This is a genomic window from Anoxynatronum buryatiense, assembly GCF_900182905.1.
Classification (GTDB): domain Bacteria; phylum Bacillota; class Clostridia; order Peptostreptococcales; family Tindalliaceae; genus Anoxynatronum; species Anoxynatronum buryatiense.
Genome location: NZ_FXUF01000013.1, coordinates 88,471 through 109,540, shown reverse-complemented (window position 1 = coordinate 109,540; position 21,070 = coordinate 88,471). Strand labels below are relative to the sequence as shown.

Below are 21,070 nucleotides of genomic sequence, written 5' to 3'. Positions count from 1 at the left end.
CTACCAAGACGGCAAAGCCCTCACCGGCTCCCAGACCATCCAGGGCGTCAAGTACTTCTTCAACACCGACGGCACCCTGAAAACCGGCTGGGTGAGAGACGGCAGCAACCGAAGATACTATGCAGGCAAGACCCTGGTGGTGGGCTGGAAAGACATGGAAACCAGCGGCAACCACACCACCTATTACTTCACCGGCGAAGGCCTCCTGGTAACCGGCAAATGGCTTGAAGTGGAAGGCAAGTGGTACTACTTCCACCCCGACGGCACCCTCGCCAGAAGCACCATCATCGACGGGTATGAAGTTGATGAAAACGGTGTGAGAAAGACAAGCTGAAATAGGGGGAGCTCAAAAGCCTGAGAGATCTCCCGAAAACAATCAAAAGCCTGCCCCTGAGTTCAAGGGCAGGCTCAGACTGTAGACAAAATAAGATGAAGACAAGGGATTTGGTAAAGGACAGCCTTGGAAATCATGTCAGTGTTTTTTCGAAAAGGGGAGAAAACCGCCAGCGCCTGCTGTTTGAGCGCAGCGAGTTCAGGCGCTGTTTTCGAGACTTTCGACTAAAAACACACAAGATTGGAATCAGCTGACCGGGCCAAAGCCCTTTGTCTTCAACCTAAGCCTGCCCTTGATTCCAAAGGCAGGCTTTTTTGTGTTCGCTAAAAATCAGCCGTCGGAGGTGTTGCTCTATGGAGATCTTTCAGTGGGAGAGCCGCTGCATCATCCCGTCATCATCCACCCGTACCGACTCACTCAGCCGGTTCACCCGCTGGATGATCCGTTGCCGTTCTGTCGGGTCTGTCAGATAGCGCACCAGTCCCCACCGCACCTGAGCCGGGTGAAGCACCGCTGTTTCAATAGCATCCGGCGACAGTACCAGTTCCAAGGCCCCGGTGTCGTTGGCCATGGGGTCATGACTGGTGGTGAAGACAAAATTCCCCAGAGAATAGGCGGTGAAAGCTTTGGGACCCCGCCATTCAAAGGCCTGAAGCACATGGGGATGGCTGCCAATCACCAGGTTGACCCCGGCTTCATACAGGGCTTCTTCCAAGGCCAGCTGATAGGGTTCCGGCTTATCTGCCAGCTCCACCCCCCAGTGGAGGTAGGTGATCACATAATCCACCTCACCCACCCAGGGGACCACGTGTTCCAGCAGGGATTCAGGGTTGTAAACAGTGGCCATCCCCGGGTGGTTTTCTCCTGCCCGCCAGGAAGCCACGGGAATCACCCGGGAAGCCCCAAAGATGGCAAAGGATACCCCATTGATTTCTCCCACATAAGGAGCGTAGGCAGCCTCCCGGTCTCGGCCCAGGCCCACGTAGTGAAAACCGGCAGATTCAAGAGCGCTCATGGTTTCCAGCGCAGGGCCGTCCATGCCATGGTTGTTGGCCAGGGTGAACACCAGTTTTTCTCGGTAGGGGTCAAAAAGATCCAAATACCGGGGGGCCGTTTGAAAAGCAAAGGACTTCTCCATCATCTGACCGCTGGTACCCACCGCCGTTTCCAGATTGGCGACGATGAGATCCACCTCCTCCAGCAATGGCGCAAACTCCTGCAGGGGATAATGCATCCCCTTTTCATCCATCACCGCCGCCACCCGCCCTGCCATCATATTGTCTCCCAGAAAAAGCACCCGGAAGGAAGCGTCAGTGGAGGCATCGGCTTCCTCAGAGGTGGTTGTTGACGCAGCCGGGCCGGTTTCTGCCGGAAAAGGGGCGTCAGTCTGACGGTTCCAGGGCAGCAGGCCCCTGAGCCCCTGAAACAGCTGAGTGGGCAGTTCTTCGGGCAGGAGTCGGGTCAACTGGTGAGTCAGCTGATGACGCAGTTGATCCATGCGCTGCGCCGGCGAGCCCGGTGTATCTGAAATGAAATGAAGGCCCACGGCCAGCAGCACAATGAAAAAAAGACCCCAGCAGCAGCGACGCAGCCATTGGCGCCGTTCTTTTTGTTTTCGTTCCTGTAAACGCTCCAGGCGTGATTTTTCCATAAAAACCTCCAGATTGATTTCAGTGGATCAAGACAGCGGTGGCACCGAAGGCCAGGCAGGTGTAATTGTCATAAAGTCGTAAGAATTCCGTTCGATGAAAGCGGGTTTTTCATGGTATGATGCTGTTAAGTCACCGGTGACAGCATACCATATCAATTGAAAGAATACCAGTCTTGCAGGGAGTGAAGCAGATGGCACCATACCCGCCACATATGCACAATCAGCGTCAGTCAAATTCGCGGCAACAGTCGCAACAGTCGGAACAGCATACCGTACTGGTATGTGACGACGATGAAGCCATTGTCAACGCACTGGAAGTCTATCTGAAACAGGAGGGATACCGGGTGCTGAAGGCCGGCACCGGCCGCCAGGCCCTGGCGATTCTTCAACAGGAGCCGGTACAGCTGATCATTATGGATATCATGATGCCTGAGATGGACGGTCTTTCAGCCACGCTGAAAATCAGGGAAACACAGAACATTCCCCTCATCATGCTCTCTGCCAAGTCAGAAGATACCGATAAAATCACCGGCCTTCATTTTGGTGCCGATGATTATGTGACCAAGCCCTTCAACGCCCTGGAGCTGATGGCTCGGGTGAAATCCCAGCTGCGGCGCTATACCCGGCTGGGCAGCCTGCCCGCCACTTCACAAATGCTGGTGAACGGGCGGCTGGAGCTGGACACGTCGGCTTGCGAATTGAAAGTGGACGGTGTTCCCGTGAGGCTCACCGCCACTGAATATAAAATTGTGGCGTATCTGATGAAGCACCCTGGCCAGGTGTTTTCCACCGGCGCCATCTATGAACAGGTGTGGGAAGAAACCTCTCACGCTGTGGAGAACACTGTGGCGGTGCACATTCGCCGCATTCGGGAAAAGATCGAAATCAATCCCAAAGAGCCAGAATATTTAAAGGTGGTGTGGGGCATTGGATACAAAATGGAAAAACGGACACGAAGGAATCGCGGAACAACCCAATAATGAACAACGTAACATTGAACAAACCAATATTGAGCCGTCTAATAATGAACAGCCAAAGACCAATCAAATTTCACAAAATGATGACAACCAAAAGACAGACTCCCACAGAAGGGAAGATCAGTCTGGAAATGAGGACGCTCACCCAATGGTAACTGAAAGTGCAGTGGAAGAAAGAAAAATGATGAACGGAACAAGCCCAGGCGAGGAAAGCGGCCTGAAAAACAAGAAAGATAAGAAAGACAAGAAAGATAAGAAAAAGCTGTGGGAAAGAAACGGCTTCCGAGATAAAGAAAAGCCGTGGGAAGCAAGCGCTTCCGCAGAAAAGAACCCGGCAACTGAGAAAGATCAGGGGGGCAGCATGGTTCTTCCGCAGCTGCTGACATGGATCGGGTTTATGGCACTGGCGGGGAGTGGCGCTGTTATGATGTGGCTGTCTTCAACCTTAAATCTATTCGGTATGCAGGACGAAATTTTTCAGATACTACAATGGGTGATGCTGGGGGGCGTGCCTCTGATGCTGGGAGGGCTGGTATATCTGACGGTGACCGCCCGCCGGGCCGGCGAAGGCAGTTCCCGGTGGCAGATGACCTTTGACCAGCTGCCCAACGATGTGCACACCCTGCTGGTTGCCTTAGCGGCGGGCCTCTCTCTGGGAGTGGGAGTCATCGGCGGGCGGAGCATGTACGCCTACGACCCCACCCGGCCAGACTTTTTCTCTCTCGTAGCAATGCTGGTGGTGTTGGGCATTGATGGCATCATCGGCCTGAATTATTATCACACCATGATTCGTCAGCTGAAAAACCGGAGCTTGATGAAAAACACCCTGATTGCCAGGGTGCTGAGTTACTTGATGCATCTACTGGGAGCACCGGTGCGCATCCTGAACGAATCGATTCGCACCCTGTTCCATAACGGTACCGTGGGGCCGGCCACCATGCTTCTTTTTCTCGCCTATGGACTGTTGAACGGACTTATCGCCGCTGTCTTTGTTGCATCAGGGTCAGGTGGTGCAGGATTGTTCTTCATGGCCGTTTTCAATGCGTTGGTGCTGGCCGGGATGGCCAGACCCATCAATGCCTATGCCACTCTCTGTCGGGCAGCTCATCACATTTCCAGAGGGGAGATTGACTACCCGCTCAACCCGGTGGGGATGCCTATTCCCATCAATGGGCTGGCAGAAGACATGAGTCGTATTCAGGAAGGCCTGCGGAAAGCCGTGGCAGAGGCTGTCAAAGGAGAACGGATGAAAGCCGATCTGATCACCAATGTGTCCCACGACCTGAAAACCCCCCTCACCGCCATCATCAGCTATGTGGACCTGCTGCAGAAAGAAGGGCCAGGCAGTGAAAATGCCGCCGGGTACCTGCAGGTGCTGGAAGAAAAAACCGGCCGGCTGAAACGCCTCATCGAAGACCTGGTGGAAGCCAGCAAGGCCTCCAGTGGCAACGTGAAGGTATCGTTGAAGCCAGTGGATCTCAACGAAGTGCTGGTGCAGGCCGCCGGTGAATTTGAAGACCGCATGGCAGAAGCCGGCCTGGAGCTGCGGCTGCAGCCCGCCGCTTCTCCCGTCTGGGTGATGGGTGACGGCACCTGCCTCTGGCGAATGCTGGACAACCTGTTATCCAACGCCCTGAAATACAGCCTGAAGGGCACCCGGGTGTACGCAGGGGTGGAACTGACTGAACAGCCGGACCGACAGGAAAACCACGAAAACCAGGAAAACCAGGAATATCACGAAAATCAGGAATCCCAATCGACCCCAGGAGGTTCAGGGGGGCAGGTGAACCTGAAGGGCCAGGGATTGCTGGTGGTGAAAAACGTGTCGGCCCAGGCTTTGAATATGGATCCCCGGGAGCTGACAGAACGTTTTGTACGGGGCGACGAAGCCCGTACCACCGAAGGCTCAGGCCTGGGGTTGGCCATTGCCAGAGGGTTGGCCGAAGCCCAGCAGGGTCGGCTGACGCTGAGCATCGACGGCGATCTCTTTAAAGCACAGGTGGCCCTGCCCCAGGTCATGCCGCCATCGTCCATGGGGAAATCCTCGCATTCAGCGAATAAACCAGCCAGCATCGGGTAGGTATCGAATAGGAACCACCCGTTATCATGAATAAGGAACACTTGTTCATCAGGGAGAGCTGCAAGCAGTTCTCCCGGCTGATTTGAAAGGAGGATTTCCATGAAACGCATACTGGTCGCCATTGACGGGTCACCCACTTCTGAGCAGGCCCTTCGGGAGGCTCGGGAAGTGGCAGAAAAAGAACAGGCAGAAGTGAAAATCATGACAGTCATCACCCACGCCAGTGCCTATGCGTATGCCTACACACCGGCTCTCAATAACTCTTTTGAGGAAGAAGCCGTTAAAAATGCCAAAAAAGTGTTGGCAGAAGCGGAGAAGGTTTTTGAAGGTTATCCGGGGAAGGTGGAAAGCGTGCAGGTGCACGGCGATGCGGCCAGCATGATCATTCAGCAGGTGGAAAATGACCTGCCAGACCTTCTGGTCATTGGCAGCCGGGGCATGGGCGGCTTCCAGCGACTGATTCTGGGAAGCACCGTGTCAAAAGTGCTGAATCATGTGTGCTGCAATATTCTGGTGGTACGTCAGTGCGAAATTTAGCGAAAGCTGGCGAGAGAGACCTCTGAAAAATCAATTGAAAAGATGGTATTTTGCCGATTCCCTGTACGGGGAGTCGGTTTTTTATGTGGCGAATGTCATTAGATGAGGCTAAGCCTTCCAAGGGAGGGGCTTTTTTCCAGCATTTCAAAATGCTCACACAGAATTTCTAAAAAGTGTTTTCCATAATGAGGCAGATACCGTTGTTTATGGTGGATAATGGAGATGTTTTGAACGAAAGGTTGGCCGTTATGATGCAACTGAAATACATTGACTTTGCCTTCAAACTGGTCCATTACTTCTGAAAGGTTCATTCGCGTAATGAAGCAGGCACTGATTCCCTGGGCACAGAATGGAACCAGAAGCTGGGAATAGGACGTTGTGAAATGAACTTTTGGCTCAAAACCTGCCGATTCAAAACATATTTTGATTTTATCACCAAGCCTGTTGTTATACAGAGAAAAAGGAAGCCTTGAGAAATGAGAGAGATCAGCTCCCTCCAGAGACTGTTTCTTCACTTTCTGGGCTTCGTCATAAGCATAATGTTTATTTAATAATGATTCAGGGACGCACAGATAGATTTGGTCCTTAAAAATATGTTGCTGGATTAAGCTGGTCTTATCATAGCTGGGCAGGACAATGGCAAAATCAAGATCACCGTTTTCAACCAACAACTCTAATTCACTGGAAAGAGAGTCCTTAAATCGAATTTCTACATTGGGAAAGCGCGTATTGAACTTGGGAATAATTTCAGGCAGAAGAACCATTCCCCGGGCTGTGCTGGCTCCAAATCGGAGGGCTCCCATTTCCTTGTTTTCGATCTCTGAAATCAGATCTCTTATGTTTTTCTCCTCATTAACCACATTACGCGCAAAATGAAGCATCTGTTCTCCTGCATAGGTTAGCATGAGTGATGGTTTTCTATGAAACAGCAATGTCCCGTAATGTTCTTCCAGCCGCTTTATATGGTTACTCAACGTTTGCTGTGAAATATGCAGCCGATTCGCAGTATTGGTCATGTGCAATTCCTTGGCTAATTCCTTGAAATAGCAAAGACTGACAATATCCATACGCCACCTCACAAAATAAATTTGTCAAAAACTAAAAATAACATCGTTGGATTTGTTAATAACTCCATGGTACCATTGAAATATCAGAATTGCAAGTAAACCGGTTTATCTTTGCTAAAATGAAATAAAGCAATGAGGATGATTATATGAAAATTGGATTCATAGGGTTTGGTGAAGCTGCCTTCAACATGGCGATCGGACTTAAGGATGAAGGAATCAACGGTATGGTTGCATTCGACGCAATGCAGCATGACAGTATCAAGGGGCAACAAATTTTAAAGGGGGCAGCAGAGGCGCATGTCACCCTGGTACCAGATGTTGCGACTCTCTTAAGATCGGCAGAGATCATTTTTGTGGCGGTGCCCTCCGTCGTTTCTCAGGAGATATGCGAAAAAGCCAAAGCGTATTTAGGTGAAAATCATATTTATGCAGATGTGAGTGCTTCAACACCAACGATCAAACGACATATATGGAATGAGATAAAAGACACCGGAGCACTTTTTGTGGATGCGGCCATGATGGGCTCTCTGCCCAAGGAAAAGCACCAGGTCCCCATTACTGCCAGTGGGAATGGGGCAGAAAAACTCAAAGAACTAATGACACCGTATCACATGAAAATTGAAACGGTGGGTAACGATCCAGGAGCAGCTTCCGCAATTAAGCTCATTAGAAGTATTTTTATGAAGGGGATCGCTGTGCTGATGATCGAAATGCTTGAGGCAGCTGAAGCATATGGCGTGGTCGAAAATGTGGTTGCTTCGATTTCAGCATCCATGGACAATGCACCTTTTGACAGCCATTTGGACAGGCTGGTAACCGGATCGGCGATTCATTGCAAAAGAAGAGCAGAGGAGCTGAAAGGCTCAATGGCAATGCTTGAAGAAGCCGAGATTGACAGCAACATGACAGCGGCTTCAAGAAAACGATTGCAGGCATTGGAAAAATACGATTTTGCACGGAGATTCATGAACCAAAAACCTGAAGGATGGCAGGAAATCATTGAAATACTAAGAAGCAGGGAAGGGAGATAGAAGACATGGCAGTAGGAAAGCGAATTTATCTTAAGCGTGAATTGCCAGATCCGGCAATCGTTGAACAATTTAAAAGCATTCCGGCATCAAACATCGCGGATGTAATGGAAAGAAGCTGTGCTATGAGTCCGAGGATCAGGCTCGTAAGTAGTCCGAAGACACAAGTGGCAGCAGGCCCTGCATTTACAGTCAAGGCAAGAGCGGGAGACAATCTTCTTCTGCATGCAGCTCTAAATTTTTGCAGTGAAGGAGATATGGTGATTGTCTCAAATGAGGAAGACAACACCAGATCTCTCTTGGGCGAGGTGATGATGGCATACTTGATGCAAACAAAGAAGGTTACCGGTATAATAATTGATGGTCCCATTCGTGATATTGATGAAATTAAAAACTGGGACTTCCCTGTTTATTGTACCGGTACCACTCCGGGAGGCCCTTATAAGGAAGGGCCCGGTGAAATAAACGTGCCTGTTTCATGTGGTGGAATCAGTGTCAATCCTGGTGATATCATCGTAACAGACCCAGATGGCGTCATCGTCATTCCCAGAAATGACGCAGAAACGGTTCTCCAGGATGCAAAAAAATTCCAGGAAAGTGATGAAGAAAAAATGAAGGCGGTTATGAACGGCACTTCCGACAGAAGCTGGGTTGTAAAGCTTTTATCTGAAAAAAACGTTGTCATCATAGACGATGTCTATTCGTCGTAAATCACTGAATATAATTGATCAGGTAAACGATCAAGAAGGGGAGGAAAAACATGAAAAAGAAACATGTCTTGACAACAGTAATGGTACTATTAATAAGTGTGATATTCGCAGGATGTGGTGGAGGAAACAATGGAGCTCAAACCACTGAAACCGGTGAAACCGACTGGCCTAAAGAAACTGTCACCTTTGTGGTTCCATACAGTGCAGGAGGAGATACAGACACCTATGCACGACAGTTGGCAGCAGGGTTAAGTAATGAACTCGATAATAACTTTATTGTTGTCAACACGGTGGGAGGTGGTGGAGTCGTTGCCGGCTCATCCGTACTCGGTGCCAGTCCGGATGGCTATACCGCATTATTCCATCACACGGGTGTTATGCTGGCGCAGGAAGCTGCAGATGCCATTGAATTCTCCTATCTCGACGACTTTGAAATGGTGGCATCCGTCGCCAGGGATGATACTTATGCGCTTATTGCCAAGGCAGACAGTCCCTGGACAACCCTTGAAGACATGATTTCGTGGGCGCAAGCCAACCCGGGTCAGCTTCGATATTCAATCACCTATTACGGAGCCACTCACGCTGTGGCGACAATGATGGAAAACACAATGGACATCGAAATGAATAATATTGACGTTGGATCTGCAACAGCAGATCGATTGACCGCATTTATGGCTGATCAGTGTGATGTTTTGGTTGTCAACTTTATGAACATAGAAGATTACATTGAAAACGGAGATTTCGTTGTATTGGGAATAGCATCTGAAGAGCGTCTTCCTGGATTGGAAGAATTTCCCACAATCAAAGAGCAAGGCTACAATGTGGTGCTATCAAAGATATACGAAGTGCGATTACCAAAAGGAACGGATCAGAGAATTGTTGACACATTTACCGAAGCAATTGAAGCGGTCGCCACGACAGACGAATTCAGAGATATTCTGGCAAGGTACTATGCAGAACCCTTCTACCGCGATGCTGAAACGGCCGACAGGGAAAATCGGGAAGAGGTTGAGGTTCTTAAAGAAATATTTGCCGAATAGGCAGGTGGGCCAGTTGCTGCCTTGATCAGAATAGAGGGGTAATGATGAACAATAAAACGAAAAACATTGGTATTTCAATCTTGTTTATAGTGTTAGGGGCGGTTTTGTATCACCAATCATTGGGCATCAAAACACTGATGTCCAATGATGTGGGATCTGCGTTTTTTCCAAAATTTGTTGCGATTTCAACGATGCTCATTGCTCTGGTAAAGTTGGGTTTAACCATAATTGACAAAAATGTGGAAACTCGAAAGAAATCAAACGCTGATATGGCCGGCGGATGGATGACAATTGTTCTCTTGGGTTTATATGTGGTGACGTTTTCCAGATTAGGCTTCATTGTATCCACGGCGATTTATTTGTTCCTGCAGATCCTGGTGCTGAAGCCGAAAGAAAAAAAGAACTACCATATGATGGGTGCCATCGCCGTTGTCATGCCGGTTGTCATCTACACATTGTTTGTGCACATCATCAACATGCCATTGCCTCGAGGCATATTCGGATTTTAAGGGAGGGATAAAACATGTTTTTACAAGCAGCAGCGATGATCGCGAATCCCTTTACCCTCTTTTTGATTTTCATTGGTGTTTTGGTGGGAATTATATTTGGATCGATCCCCGGATTATCTGCGACAATGGCACTGGTGTTGTTTCTGCCCATGTCATTTGGAATGGATCCCATGAATGGGATTGCGCTTCTGGTTGGTTTATACTTAGGTGGCATTTCAGGCGGTTTAATTTCTGCGGTTCTTTTAAAAATACCCGGCACGCCATCATCAATCGCAACAGTATTTGACGGCGGGCCGATGGCGGACAATGGACAGGCGGGAAAAGCCCTTGGTGTAGGCATCGTTTCTTCATTCATTGGCGGATTGATCAGTATTTTTGCACTGATGTTCATTTCACCATACCTTGCCAAAGTGACACTGATGTTTACCTCCGCTGAATATTTTGCGGTTGCAGTGTTTTCATTGACGATTATTGCGAGTTTGTCGGGAAAGTCGCTGCTAAATGGAATGCTTGCGGGTATGTTTGGAATCACACTTTCACTGGCTGGCATTGCGCCTGTAGACGGAATTGCACGATTTACCTTTGGACAGTCCCAGCTATACGGAGGTTTTGAAACGGTTGTCATACTGATTGGCGTATTTGCCGTAACCGATATCATTCAAGCTGGCTTTAACAGAAACAACCTTGTGTCAGAATCCGAAAAGGCACCATATAATCTAAAAGGATTTGGGATTTCTGTCAAAGAATTGATTTCGCAATGGGTCAATATTGTCAGATCATCATTGATCGGACTTGGTATTGGAATACTCCCGGGCATAGGTGGATCCACCGCAAGCCTGTTTGCCTATGCTTCAGCAAAAAACAGCTCTAAATACCCTGAAAAGTTCGGCACAGGGATTATTGATGGAATGATCGCCTCCGAAACATCAAATAATGCAGTTATAGGCGGTTCCCTCATTCCATTGATAACAATGGGCATACCAGGCAATGTGGCTACAGCAATCTTTCTTGGAGGACTTACCATACATGGCATATCTCCGGGCCCTCTTGTCTTTATGAAAAGTGGTGAGTATATATACGGCATTTTTATTGCCTTGTTAATTGCAAATGTATTTATGCTCATATCTGAAAGGGCAGGACTAAGAATTTTTGTCAAACTATTGGACATACCCAAGTATATCCTTTTGCCAATCGTGATGGTGTGCTGTGTCATTGGTGCTTACTACGCGAACTTTCGAATCTTTGATGTGTGGACAGTCTTTGTATTTGGCTTCTTGGGGATCAGCCTTAAGCAGTTCAATATTCCTTCAACACCTCTCATTATTGGGTTTATCCTGGGCACAATGACAGAAGAAAATTTGAGACAGGCATTGATGCAAAGTGGAGGAAGCTGGTCAATCTTTTTTACAAGACCGATTTCTTTAATTTTTCTATCGGCAGCGATCATTTCGGTGATACTGACATACAGAAAAAAAATAACAGCTAATAAAAATGTTTCACAAAATGTTTCACAATAAGAAAATACGTTGTGTAAGATTAAGGGAATAAATGGCGTATCTGTTTCCCACACGCACCTTAACTAATAGTGCCTTTTCTGAACAGAAGGGGTGCTTTTAGTTTGGGATAAGGGGCGATGAGCACTAATCTGTAAGGCAAGTAAGGGGGTGCCTTCTATAGGATGAGCCTGAAGTGCAAGTTCCGGGATCTTTTGTGTATAGAGAAATAGCCCGCGCACATCCATATGGAAAATAGGTGCAATAAAGGTGATGAGGCGTGTTTCAACTTTCGATCTGAAAAGAAAATCTGGCATTGAATGCAGATTTAAAGTAAGATGAACACAAAAGCCGCGGTGCATATGTGCTGCAGGCAAGGAGGCACACATGTTTTTAATCGTTGTTTCGATCTTTATGGGATACATGGGATTGGCAGTGGGAAGTGCCATGGGGGTAGATGGTGCCTTGGGGATCATCGGTTTTCTATGCCCTTCGATTTTTATGCTCCAAAAAATATATCGCAAGCTGGAAACGATGGAAGAACTTCAAAAAGAGGAACAGACGGTGAAAGAGGATCAGGCGGACACAGTAGAAGAACCGGATACAATGACAGAGTAGTTCTCCCGTGAGCATTACCCCTTTTCTAAAAAACCTTTCCAGGCGGGCAGGTCCCGTTTTCCCTGCTCGTCACCCAGCCGATAAGCCGCCAGCAGTTTTTCGTAAGAGGTTTCCTTTTGGGAGATGGGCATGGCATCTGGGTAAACCAGCAGTGCTTTGCCGTCGGCTTCAAGGGCTTCCAGTTCATTCAGGGTTCGGTTGTAGTGAACATGCCGCTGCATCATGGCTTCGGCCACCCGGGGATACTTGCGGTAGAGGGCTTTAACTAATCCTGTGTATTTCATGGGAGGCTTCCGGTAGCCCCTGGGTCGGGTGAGGATGACAAAAAACCGCTCGAACCCATCCCTTTGGGCAATCTCCAAAGCAATACCGCCACTGAGACCGCCATCCACATACAGGGTGTCCCTGAATCGGGCCGGGGGCATGATCAGAGGCAGGGAAGAAGAGGCCCGCACAATTTTCATTAAATCCTGGGGTGTCTGAATGTCCTTTTTGGTGAAGTAAGTCATTTCACCCGTCTCCATTTGAAAAGCGCCGATGCGCAGTCTGGCCGGGTTTCTGGCAAAGGTTTCATAATCAAAGGGAAGGGAACCGCCGGGCTGGGGGGTCTTCTCGTAAATGTACTCGGCCCGAAAATAGCCTTCGCCTGAAAGAAAAGACCGCCACCCACCAAACTGAGGGTCTTGCACCACGTCCACAAAAGAGCGTTTCGCCCGGTCAATGTCCCGGGACAGGTAATTGGCACCGCAGCTGGCACCGGCAGAAATGCCGGCCACATAGTCGAAATAAAGATGGTTTTCCAGCAAATGACTTAACAAACCGGCTGAATAGCTGGCCCGCATGCCGCCGCCTTCAAAAATAAGGGCGGTATTGTTGATGTTGTTTTCAAGGGGGTGCTGTTGCTTGCTCATGAAATCATCTCCCGGTGAGGTCGACATAGCTGTCGTGTATTCTCCAAAATCATTATAGCGCATGTGCGGTTACTTTACCAATAGACCGATAACCGGCGGAAGCTTTGATGAACTCTCGACAGGGCGAGAACAAGTGAAACAAAGCGGGCAGCCATACGTAGAGTAAAAAGAAATGATTGTGAGTAGGGAATAAACATAGATGTTGAAGGCGGTGGCATCCAATCATAGTTTCAAATATTGAAAAAATGACTGGAAAAAGGATACTCCTTATTTCCAGATGAAAGAGGTGATGGGGGATGCAGTCAATGGCGATTTCCATGGGCACATGGATTCTGTCGGGAAGCGGCTTGTTGATGATCCTTTTGGGAGTGGCAGTGAAGCACTGGAAATGGTACTGGCTCATTGCCGGTTTCAACACCATGCCAAAAGAACAAAAAAAACAGGTGAATACCGAAGGTCTGGGCCGGGCCATTGGCAACTTTCTTTTTTTGCTGGGGACATTGATGCTGGGCGGCAGTTTGCTGGAGGTCCGGGGAATGGACAATGCTTTTCTGGTGACAATGCTGGCCCAGCTGGTGGTGATTCCCATTTTTGTGGTGTGGGTGCAGCGGTATGACCCATCCACCCGAAATGCCGATGGCCGCATGAAACTGAGCGTGAAGGCAGTGCTGGGAGTGGTGATTCTGGCTTGCGGGTTCAGTGCCCTGTTGATCGGGTACGGCCTGATTCCTCCGGATGTCACCGTGACAGGAGATGCTGTGAGCGTTTCAGGGATGTACGGCACCACCTTTCAGGCCCATCGCATTTCGGAGGTGCAGCTGGTGGAAACCATGCCGGTCATCCGGCGGAAAACCGGAGGCATGAATGCGGGCAGTGTTCGCAAAGGCTGGTTTGAACTGGAGAGCGGCGAAAATGCCCTCCTGTTTGTCACCCTCAACCGCCCTCCCTATGTCATCTTTCGAGATGAACACCGCCTGGTGATCATCAATCAAAAAGATTCAAAAGCAACAGAATCCCTGTACCAGGCCATCAGTGACCTGGCAGACCAATGAAGTGAAGGATGCTTCCCATTTGACCAAATGGAGCAAGCGGGCTTGAAGCGGCACTCCAGCGAGAAGAACGGCGAGAAGGGCAACGAAAAGAACAGCAAGAAGGACAACGAAAAGAACAGCAAGAAGGATAACAAAAAGGAAACCCACGGGAAATAAAAACGGCCCTGCAGCTGCTTGAGATCATCAAGACGGTGCAGGGCCATTGCGTTATGAGAGGTGTCACTGGAAGTGCTGACTAAAGCATGCTTCGCAAGGCGTGTGTTTTGCGGTTGATTATCGATTCATCCAAAAGTCAGCATTCTTGATTCCCAGAGCTTCTGGGTTAAACACAGGGTCAATGCCCTGTTTCTTCTGTGCTTCGTAGTCTCTCAATGTGGCAATGCCTGTTTTTGACAGCAGGAGGATGGCAACAATGTTCAACCAGGCCATCATTCCCACACCCACATCACCCAAATCCCAAACGGCACCGGCGGTGTTGACGGAACCAATGAAAGTCATCACCAGCAGGGTAATGCGTGTCACCAGGAAGAACGTCTTTTTGTTTTTCATCCCACGTGTCATGTACGCAATATTGGACTCTGCATAGTAGTAGTAAGCCAGCAGGGTACTGAATGCGAAGAAGAACAGGGCGATGGCCACAAAGGAGCCGCCAAATCCAGGCATGAAGGTGTCAACGGAAGCCTGGGTGAAAGCAGGTCCGGGAGTAACCTCCGGCATATTTTCCACCAGAATCTCCCTTGACTGGTCGTAAATGTTATAAGAGCCTGTGATCAGGATCATGAAAGCAGTGGCGGAGCAAACAAACAGGGTGTCAACATAAACCGAGAAGGCCTGCACCAAACCCTGTTTGGCCGGATGAGACACTTCGGCAGCCGCTGCAGCCATGGGGCCGGTACCCTGACCAGCTTCGTTGGAGTAAATGCCCCGGCGAACCCCCCACATAATGGCTTGCCCCACAACAGCACCGGTGGCAGCTTTTGAGCTGAAAGCATGGGAGAAAATCAGACTGAAAACAGCAGGCACCTGTTGGATATTGACAACAATAATGACAATGGCAACAAGAATATAAGCAATGGCCATAAACGGCACGATGATTTCAGCCACTTTACCGATCCGCTTGACACCGCCAAAGATGATCAGTCCCAGCAGGGCAGCGACAATACCGCCGGTGACGGCAGTTGGCACATTGAAGGCATGATCAAAGGCAGAAGCAATGCTGTTGGCCTGAATGCCCGGCAGAAAGAAACCACAGGAGAGCACTGCCGAAAAGGCGAATAAAACAGCGTACCAACGATGCCCCAAGCCCTTTTCGATGTAGTAGGAAGGGCCCCCCCGGTATTCGCCGTCGTTCTCTTCTTTGTAAACCTGGGCCAAAGCTGACTCAATGTAGGCAGAACCGGCTCCCAGGAAAGCGATTGCCCACATCCAGAACACAGCACCCGGGCCGCCAAAACCGATGGCAGTGGCAACCCCGGCAATATTACCGGTACCCACACGGCCGCCCAGTGCCATGGCAAAGCTTTGGAAAGAAGTAACGCCTGATTTTGAATCGCCGCCTGAAACCAGGTGGGTCACCATGTCTTTAATCAGACGAAGCTGTGGAAACTTCATCCAGACACTGAACACCAAACCGGCTCCCAAACACAAATACACCAACCAATTAGACCAAATGATGTCGTTCAAGAAACCAACTACTTGATTAAACATTGTCTTCCCCCTTAAAATAGAATAATGATTCGCATAATTCTAAAAGCAAGAATTGTGCCATCACCTTCAGGGGGTGTTTTCAACCTGTCAATGCCCGAGACATTGCCACGAATTGAGAAAAAAACTTCACGTGATGAAATTTATTTCTCAATTTGAATGTGAAGCTGCTGCATTTTATTGAATAACTGTCGCCGTGTAATGCCTAAGCGAGTTGCCGTATTCGATAAATGACCATCCATATGCCGAAGCATCTGTTCAATATAATCTTTTTCAGTTTGATTACGAACTTCTTTCAGGGTATATTTCATCGAAAGTGACTGCGCCTGGTTTTGATGGGACAGCAAATCCTTTTTTCGCAAAATGCCGTCTGATGACAGGATAATGAGGCGTTCCAGCATGTTTTTTAATTCTCGAATATTCCCCTGGTAAGAGTATTGCAATAAGTAATCAATCAGTTCTGGTTCGATATCGCCAATGATTTTGCCGGTTCGATGAGAAAGCTGCTGCGTGAGGAAGCGAATCATTTCTTCAATATCCTCCGGTCGTTCCCGCAGGGGTGGAATTTCCAAGGTAAAGGTGCTGATTCGATAGAAAAAATCTTCTCGAAATTCACCTTGTTGGATCTGCTCAGCCAGCCCGCGGTTGGTGGCGCAGATGAGGCGGAAATCGATGTTGATATGCTCGTTTGAACCAATTCTTTCAATATATTTGGTATCCAAAACCCGTAGCAGTTTAATTTGTGTATCCAACGTGGCGTCCCCAATTTCATCTAAAAAAAGCGTGCCGTGCTGAGCCGACTCCACCTTTCCGATGCGGGTGCCCAGCGCACCTGTATAAGACCCCTTCTCATGACCAAACAGTTCAGATTCCAGCAGTGTACTGGAATAGGAGCGGCAATTAACAGGCACAAAATCGTAAGCAGCCCGATTTGATTTTTCGTGAATATAGTTGGCAATGACTTCTTTTCCAACTCCCGATTCACCCAAAAGAAGAACATTGGCATCGCTGACAGCCACTTTTTCTGCGATTTCAATGATCTGCTGCATTTTTTTATTCTTTGATTTCATCAAATGATGACTTGACTCCGAAAAAGACTGCACTTTTTCCTTCAACGAATGAAGGCGTTTGATTTTGGCTGTTTCAAGCAGCAGTTCTGCCGGATCATGGGATTTGATATAATAGGAAAAGGCGCCCTTTTTCATGGCTTCAACCGCATGCTTCACACTGCCGTATCCGGTGACAATGATGACTTCAAGATCAGCATTTATTTTTTTGATTTCGCTGATCAGTTCAAACCCGTCCATGTCATCCATGAAAAAATCACTAATGACCAAGTGGTAGGGATTCTGCCGAAGCAGTTCCAATGCAGTGAACGAGTTGGTGGTGGTATTCACCGCATAACCTTCGCTTTTAAGAATAAAAGACAGCGAGTCGCAGTAGGCGCTTTCATCATCCACCACCAGTATTCGAAATGATTCATGCTTCATCGTGGTCACCTGCTGCTTTCTTTAACTTAATCACCATGGTTGTTCCAACGTGCTGCTTTGAAATCACCGCAATTTCTCCCTTCAGCTTCACTAATTCGCTGTAAACAATGTAACAGCCTAAACCCGTCCCTTTGCCGCTTCTTTTGGTGGTGAAGAAGGGATGAAAGATCATTTCCCTGGTTTCTTCAGACATGCCCATGCCTTTGTCAATGACCCGCAATTCAATGGTATCTGGTTTTTCTCTCAGAGAGACAGTGATCTGACCGCCCTGGGGCATGGCGTCGGTGGCATTGTTGAGAAGATTGATCAGAATGTGTTTTAAAGAAGCTTCGCAGGTTTTAATGGAAACATCGTGCAACACCAGGCGGCAATAAACGGTGTGGTCTTTCATCAAATTTTCGTTTAAACTGACCACCTCTTCAATGAGGGTCTTAAGGTTGATCTCTCGAAAATCACTATCGGCAAGCCTGTAAAAATTCAACAGATTATCAATGACATTGGAAGCTTTTTCAACGGACTGATCAATTAGCTGAAGGGATTTTTTTAACAGAAGCGGGTCGCTGTCGGAACGCTTCATAATAAAGGTATAATTTCGTATTAAACCCAGGGGATTTCTGATTTCATGAGCCACACCTGCCGCCAGCTGACCGATGGCTGCCATTTTGTGATCGTGGAATAGCTGTGCCTCATGAATTTTTCGATCGGTAATGTCTTCCATCATAAGCAGTGTGGCAGCTTCCATTGAAGAGCCATACTGAATGGGGCAGGCGTCCAGTTGGTAGGTTCTGCCTTTAATGGGTATTTCAATCACATTGCCCGTGGGGTTTAGAAGAAGGTGCTTCACTTTTGATAACGATGGTATCACCTCTTCGAGGGTCGAATGGTGTTGAAACTGCCCGTTTCCAAAATGATGATAGTATTGTCGGTTGGCGGTTAAGAGCTGAAATTGATCATTGACAACCATGACCATATAGCGCAGCTCGTCCATGACGGTCTGAAGATTTTTCTCGCTTCGCTGCAGGGCCTGTGTTCGTTGGAGCACGGCATTTTTAAGCTCCAGGTTCCAGATCACCACTGTGACTAAAACCAGCAAGATCAGTGAACTCCCTGCCAGAAAAAAGAAACTGAGATGAGTGGGGGCTTCCACTTTTCCGATGGGGGTAGAGATACCAAACCATTTCTGCTGAATCTTATTCACAACTGTTGTCTGGTTCAATGAAGCGATGCCTTTATCGATGATGCGCTTCAGCTCAGACTTGTCCTGGGGAATGCCCAAAACAGAGGGCAGCTCATACATGGGTTCATCAACGATGCGGTAATCTTCACTGAGACGGTATTTTTGAATCAGGTAGCTCATCACGGGTTCGTCACCCACAATGGCATCCACTTCATCTGCCAACAGCTTCTGCAGACCTTCTTCGTAGTTTTCCGAAAAAACGAAATCAATCTCAAAAGGTTGGTTTCTTAAAAACTCATGGGCGTAGTCGCCGGTTTGAACCCCTACCCGCAGCCCTGCCAGGCCGCTGACATGCTGGAGAGTGGTATTATCGCTGGAGACTAAAATGATGCCCCGCTGATAATAGATGGGATCTGAAAATAAGTACTTGCGGGCGCGTTCCTTCGAAGGGTACATGTCACACAAATGGGTTTCGCCGGCCTCCAGGGATTTCAGGGCTTCATCCCAGGTCATGGGCTGGTATTGAATTTCGGTTTTCAATTCAAGGGATAAAGCTTGCAAATAGTCAATGACAACTCCTTTGTAGTGGCCGGTTTCTTCATCCACATAATAAAGGGGCGGCGAGTTGTTGCCGGAACCATAAATAATGGGTCCGTGGCGCTCCAGGTAGTCCCGGTCCGCCGGGGTGATCTGGTGTTTCCCTGAAAAATATTCGAGGAGACTCATATGATAGGTGATGCGAATGTAATGACTCGCGGTGATGACTCCCAAAAGGATGGTCATGACCACCAAAAGTGCGATTCTTTTTTTCATGGGTGTCCCTGCACTTTTCTTTTTGGCAACAGTATAGCACTTCCCCGTTGTAAGCACAAATGGTAATGGAAATATGGGAGAGAAGTGAAACAAACCAGCCAAAAGGCCGTAGAATTCACCGAGGCCGCCAGTGAATCCATTGATGAACCGAACAACAGGATGGTTTTGTGGAAAATGGATGGAAGCTTGAAGAAAGTGCAGTGATACATGCACTTGAATAAGAACAGTGATCGACGTTTAACAAACCAACGAAAGAGGCGATGAATATGAACAAAAAGCGATGGATTGCCCTCGTCATTTTTGTGGCACTGGTGGGGGTATCAATGGTTGTACAGTTTCCCAGTGTGGATGAAATTGGTTTTTTTCACGGGGAAGACTGGGTGGAAACAGTGATTGAAAGCGGTTCAGAAGAACTGATTACCGTATTGGATGTGGAAGGGATGATTACCGCCAACCTGCCTTCCGGTTACTTTTATGACCAGTACTATCACCATGCCTTTTTTCTGAACCAGCTGCGTTCAGTTTATGAGAATCCGGAGGTGAAGGCGGTGGTGCTGCGCATCAATTCCTCCGGCGGCGGCGTTTCCGAAAGCGATGAAATTTTTCAGCTCATCATGGATCTGCGGGCGGAATATCCCAAACCGCTGGTGGTGTTCTTTGACCAGGTGGCGGCATCCGGCGGCTACTACATTGCAGCCCCTGCCGATCACATAGTGGCCACCCGCAACACCCTCACCGGCTCCATCGGGGTGATTATGCAGAGCATCAACTTTCACCAGCTGGCAGAAAACTTTGGAGTGGAAGATGTCACCTTTAAAAGCGGCCCCTACAAAGACCTGATGAACCCCCTGCGGGAAATGGATGAAGAAGAGCAGGCCATTTTGCAGTCCATTGTGGACGAAAGCTATGGATTTTTTGTCGACGCCATTGTGGATGGCCGGGGAATGGACCGCAGCCAGGTGCTGGCATTGGCCGACGGCAGGGTATATACCGGCCCTCAGGCACTGGAAAAAGGTCTGGTGGATTCGCTGGGACGCTTTGAAGATTCCCTTGAAGTGGCAAAAGACCTGTCAGGGGTGGAAAACCCCACCATTATCCGCATACAGCGGGATGACAGCTTCAGCTGGTGGCAGCTGCTGGCCCGGGGTCCGGAACAAAGCCTGTTGAGCCGCCTGATTCCAGGTCTGGCAGAAGTGCAGGGCAGTCGGCCGGTATCAGTCAACACTCACCCGGTACCCATGTACCTGTGGTCATGGTAGGAGGTGGCCCCATGGAAAAAGAATTTGAAAACGGGACAGTCCCGCAACCCCAGCGAATAGAAGATCAGGAACATGAAGTGAGTGACGTCACAGCCCTTACCCATGAGGGGGAAGAAAAGCCTGCGCCCTTCCAGGCACCGCCAGAGAAAGTGTACCGCCCCGCCGGGTTTTTCATTCGCCTGGTGGCCTATCTGGTAGACCTGGCAGTGATCAACGCAGTGCTGGGAATCATTGCCGGCATTGCCTCGGTGGATATGAAGGCACTGCCCCTGGTGGCGGTGAGCTTTATGACCATCGGACTGGCCGGAGCCCTCTACTTTACCCTGATGACCCGATTCTTTGGACAGACCCTGGGAAAAATGATCACCGGCATCAGGGTCATTCAGAGCAATGGCACTCCGCCGGGGCTTCTCACCGCTTTCTTCCGGGAAACCGTGGGACGCACCCTGTCACAGCTCATGGGAGTGCATATGGGCTACTGGTGGTGCGCCTTTCATCCCAAAAAGCAGGGCTGGCACGACCTGATCAGTGACACCTATGTGGTCTATGACCGTTCGGCGGAAAAGGCCCGGGAAATTCGGATTCCCGTGGCTGTCGCTCCCGGCGAAAGCCTCTGATGA

At 48.8% G+C, this 21,070-nt stretch carries 18 protein-coding genes and 1 pseudogene; 13 read left to right on the top strand and 6 right to left on the bottom strand.

Going from position 1 to position 21,070, the window contains the following annotated elements:
* A pseudogene (locus tag QOL74_RS14615) lies at window positions 1-334 on the top strand (hypothetical protein); the annotation flags it as partial.
* Window positions 335-698: 364 nt separating this feature from the next.
* On the opposite strand, the gene QOL74_RS14610 reads toward QOL74_RS14615, so the two are convergent.
* Window positions 699-1,985 (bottom strand): CapA family protein, encoded by a 1,287-nt coding sequence (locus QOL74_RS14610; RefSeq protein ID WP_283410234.1) that lies wholly within the window; start codon window positions 1,983-1,985, stop codon window positions 699-701.
* Window positions 1,986-2,197: 212 nt separating this feature from the next.
* On the opposite strand from QOL74_RS14610, the gene QOL74_RS14605 reads away from it, so the two are divergent.
* From QOL74_RS14605 to QOL74_RS14595, 3 genes are all read left to right on the top strand, one after another.
* Window positions 2,198-2,965: a response regulator transcription factor gene (locus QOL74_RS14605; protein ID WP_283410237.1), complete on the top strand. Its 768-nt coding sequence runs from the start codon at window positions 2,198-2,200 to the stop codon at window positions 2,963-2,965.
* Between the two features lie 145 nt (window positions 2,966-3,110).
* Complete coding sequence (locus tag QOL74_RS14600; protein WP_283410233.1) at window positions 3,111-5,042, top strand: sensor histidine kinase; 1,932 nt, start codon at window positions 3,111-3,113, stop codon at window positions 5,040-5,042.
* A 99-nt stretch (window positions 5,043-5,141) separates the two neighbouring features.
* Window positions 5,142-5,579: a universal stress protein gene (locus tag QOL74_RS14595; protein ID WP_283410232.1), complete on the top strand. Its 438-nt coding sequence runs from the start codon at window positions 5,142-5,144 to the stop codon at window positions 5,577-5,579.
* 98 nt (window positions 5,580-5,677) lie between these two features.
* Here the strand turns inward: QOL74_RS14595 and QOL74_RS14590 are convergent, their stop codons facing one another.
* Entirely contained in the window at window positions 5,678-6,646 is a 969-nt protein-coding gene (locus tag QOL74_RS14590; RefSeq protein ID WP_283410231.1) for a LysR family transcriptional regulator, read from the bottom strand.
* Window positions 6,647-6,792: 146 nt separating this feature from the next.
* On the opposite strand from QOL74_RS14590, the gene QOL74_RS14585 reads away from it, so the two are divergent.
* The 6 genes from QOL74_RS14585 (at window position 6,793) to QOL74_RS14560 (ending at window position 12,044) form a co-directional block, all read left to right on the top strand.
* Entirely contained in the window at window positions 6,793-7,677 is an 885-nt protein-coding gene (locus QOL74_RS14585; protein WP_283410230.1) for an NAD(P)-dependent oxidoreductase, read from the top strand.
* Window positions 7,678-7,682: 5 nt separating this feature from the next.
* Window positions 7,683-8,384 carry an RraA family protein gene (locus tag QOL74_RS14580; RefSeq protein WP_283410229.1) on the top strand — a complete coding sequence of 234 codons (702 nt, stop codon included), beginning with the start codon at window positions 7,683-7,685 and terminating at the stop codon, window positions 8,382-8,384.
* Between the two features lie 50 nt (window positions 8,385-8,434).
* Entirely contained in the window at window positions 8,435-9,424 is a 990-nt protein-coding gene (locus tag QOL74_RS14575; RefSeq protein WP_283410228.1) for a tripartite tricarboxylate transporter substrate binding protein, read from the top strand.
* Between the two features lie 44 nt (window positions 9,425-9,468).
* On the top strand, window positions 9,469-9,933 hold the full coding sequence (locus QOL74_RS14570; protein WP_283410227.1) for a tripartite tricarboxylate transporter TctB family protein: 465 nt from the start codon (window positions 9,469-9,471) through the stop codon (window positions 9,931-9,933).
* 14 nt (window positions 9,934-9,947) lie between these two features.
* Entirely contained in the window at window positions 9,948-11,450 is a 1,503-nt protein-coding gene (locus QOL74_RS14565) for a tripartite tricarboxylate transporter permease (RefSeq protein ID WP_283410226.1), read from the top strand.
* A gap of 363 nt (window positions 11,451-11,813) precedes the next feature.
* Window positions 11,814-12,044, top strand: coding sequence for a hypothetical protein (locus QOL74_RS14560; RefSeq protein ID WP_283410225.1), 231 nt, complete (start codon window positions 11,814-11,816; stop codon window positions 12,042-12,044).
* Window positions 12,045-12,058: 14 nt separating this feature from the next.
* On the opposite strand, the gene QOL74_RS14555 is transcribed toward QOL74_RS14560, so the two are convergent.
* Complete coding sequence (locus QOL74_RS14555) at window positions 12,059-12,955, bottom strand: patatin-like phospholipase family protein (protein WP_283410224.1); 897 nt, start codon at window positions 12,953-12,955, stop codon at window positions 12,059-12,061.
* A 305-nt stretch (window positions 12,956-13,260) separates the two neighbouring features.
* On the opposite strand from QOL74_RS14555, the gene QOL74_RS14550 reads away from it, so the two are divergent.
* Window positions 13,261-14,007 carry a DUF3784 domain-containing protein gene (locus QOL74_RS14550; protein ID WP_283410223.1) on the top strand — a complete coding sequence of 249 codons (747 nt, stop codon included), beginning with the start codon at window positions 13,261-13,263 and terminating at the stop codon, window positions 14,005-14,007.
* A 273-nt stretch (window positions 14,008-14,280) separates the two neighbouring features.
* Here the strand turns inward: QOL74_RS14550 and QOL74_RS14545 are convergent, their stop codons facing one another.
* The 3 genes from QOL74_RS14545 to QOL74_RS14535 form a co-directional block, all read right to left on the bottom strand.
* A complete protein-coding gene (locus QOL74_RS14545; RefSeq protein ID WP_283410222.1) occupies window positions 14,281-15,714 on the bottom strand; it encodes an alanine/glycine:cation symporter family protein in 1,434 nt (477 codons plus the stop codon).
* A gap of 140 nt (window positions 15,715-15,854) precedes the next feature.
* Window positions 15,855-17,201: a sigma-54-dependent transcriptional regulator gene (locus QOL74_RS14540; protein WP_283410221.1), complete on the bottom strand. Its 1,347-nt coding sequence runs from the start codon at window positions 17,199-17,201 to the stop codon at window positions 15,855-15,857.
* Complete coding sequence (locus QOL74_RS14535) at window positions 17,191-19,191, bottom strand: transporter substrate-binding domain-containing protein (RefSeq protein WP_283410220.1); 2,001 nt, start codon at window positions 19,189-19,191, stop codon at window positions 17,191-17,193. Before QOL74_RS14535 ends, QOL74_RS14540 begins: the two co-directional genes overlap by 11 nt.
* Window positions 19,192-19,457: 266 nt before the next feature.
* Here QOL74_RS14535 and sppA point away from each other — a divergent pair, with 266 nt between their 5' ends.
* Both sppA and QOL74_RS14525 read left to right on the top strand, forming a co-directional pair.
* The gene (gene sppA / locus QOL74_RS14530) at window positions 19,458-20,450 is read left to right on the top strand and encodes a signal peptide peptidase SppA (protein WP_283410219.1); all 993 of its coding nucleotides are present in this window, start codon (window positions 19,458-19,460) and stop codon (window positions 20,448-20,450) included.
* An 11-nt stretch (window positions 20,451-20,461) separates the two neighbouring features.
* Window positions 20,462-21,067 (top strand): RDD family protein, encoded by a 606-nt coding sequence (locus tag QOL74_RS14525; protein ID WP_283410218.1) that lies wholly within the window; start codon window positions 20,462-20,464, stop codon window positions 21,065-21,067.
* The last annotated feature ends 3 nt before the right edge of the window (window positions 21,068-21,070 follow it).